The 1,514-nt window shown below is 51.0% G+C and carries 1 protein-coding gene and 1 pseudogene; one reads left to right on the forward strand and one right to left on the reverse strand.

What is annotated here, in order from left to right:
* Positions 1–203, forward strand: a 203-nt coding sequence (locus F6J99_RS44925) for a hypothetical protein (protein WP_293123894.1), incomplete at its 5' end; no start/stop codon positions are given.
* A gap of 96 nt (positions 204–299) precedes the next feature.
* Here the strand turns inward: F6J99_RS44925 and F6J99_RS46130 are convergent.
* A pseudogene (locus F6J99_RS46130) lies at positions 300–1,402 on the reverse strand (ISAs1 family transposase).
* Positions 1,403–1,514 lie beyond the last annotated feature (112 nt).

The raw sequence follows: 1,514 nt of genomic DNA on the forward strand, positions 1-1,514 counted from the left end.
ACAATCAGGCGCTCCTATCCACAAACCTAACCATTGGCTCTTTGGCTGAGAAAATTTTGTCAACTCGCCGCATTAGTCGATTCGAGCAAGAGCAGTTTATGGCTGCCCTGTTGGCAAAAAATTATCTAACCGAAATGGAAGAGGCCCAAGTTAATCAAGTCTTTGATGGACTACGCAGTGGTTCAATTGATGTGTTGATTTAAACCTAATATCACGTCCAGACCTGTAGGTTTTGCTGGGGAAAAACGACCGGTTTTGAGCTGGACGTGGTCTAATTGAGAGCACATTTGAGTCCAGGGCTATTTCATTCTGAATAAGTCCTTGAGGATGTTAAGACCAAATCCGGCTCGACGTTGGGCTTGAGCCATATTTTCAAAGCCCTGGTCTCGATAGAGGTTGAGCGCCAAGTTTCGGGCAATGGCCCAAATCTGAATCAGCGGAGCGGTCCGAATGCGAGAGGCATCTTCGCCTTGAGTCACATCTCGCACATAGTGGACCTGATTCTCGACGCCCCAATAACCGCGAATGCGCTCCGCCAAGCGTTGGGCACTCTCCCGAACCGACGCCACATAATAGCGAGTTTCATGGCTCACTTCAATGATGCTGGCTCGATGGACGTGCCGCTCTGAGTCAACCCGAATCAGGGTCTGAAGTCCGGGGAAATTCGGAATGCCATTCAGCTGATGAGTGATGCTAACCGTGCGTTTTTCAATGCGACCATGCCCTTTATGAATTTGCTGCACGGTCTGTTCGGCTTGGAAATGGGTCTCAACGGCGCTGAGTAATCCGGATTGATTCCCTTTGAGTGCGCCGAGGTAATCGTTGCCGCTCGCTAGGATGACTTCGGCAGTTTTTTTTGGGTGCTGATGGCATCGAAGGCAAACACCACCCCTTGGCAGGCCAGCTGTTGGATGAACGCAGGCAATGCTTTGATTTCATTGGGTTTTGAGTCCACTTCGTAGGGCTCAAGAATCAGCCCACGTTCCACAATGTAGGCGCTCACCAACATAATCGCCGGATGGGACTCGACGCTTGGATCGTCACTGATGGCTTCATAGGACCCGCGTAGCACTTTGCCATCCGTTGCAATGGTTTCTCCTGCTAAGGGGGTGATGCCGAAGAAGCGCGATAAACAGGCGGAATAGTTCTGGTAGTCAAGGCGCAGTAAGGTGCGTCGAATCGTGCTGTAAGACGGTAAGCGGTCTTTCGGAGGGGCGAATAAGGCCAATAACTCATCGTGATACGCCTTGATCCAGTCCCCAATCGCTAAAAAACCCCGATTCCCTGCCGCCACCGCCAGGGTAAACAACGCCAGACACAGGGCTTGAGTATGCCGTTGTCCCGCACTTCGACGGGTATCTGGCAGCTCCATAAACACATCCATAATGGCAAGAGAGGGCATCTTAACAAATCGCCACAGCGAGAGAAAATCTCAAGTAGCATATCAGGTGCTTAATTAGAATGAAACAGCCCTGCATTTGAGTCAGCTATTCTCCTGCGGCTGCGGTGAGGCA

It is taken from the genome of Moorena sp. SIO4G3, assembly GCF_010692305.1.
Taxonomy (GTDB): domain Bacteria; phylum Cyanobacteriota; class Cyanobacteriia; order Cyanobacteriales; family Coleofasciculaceae; genus Moorena; species Moorena producens_A.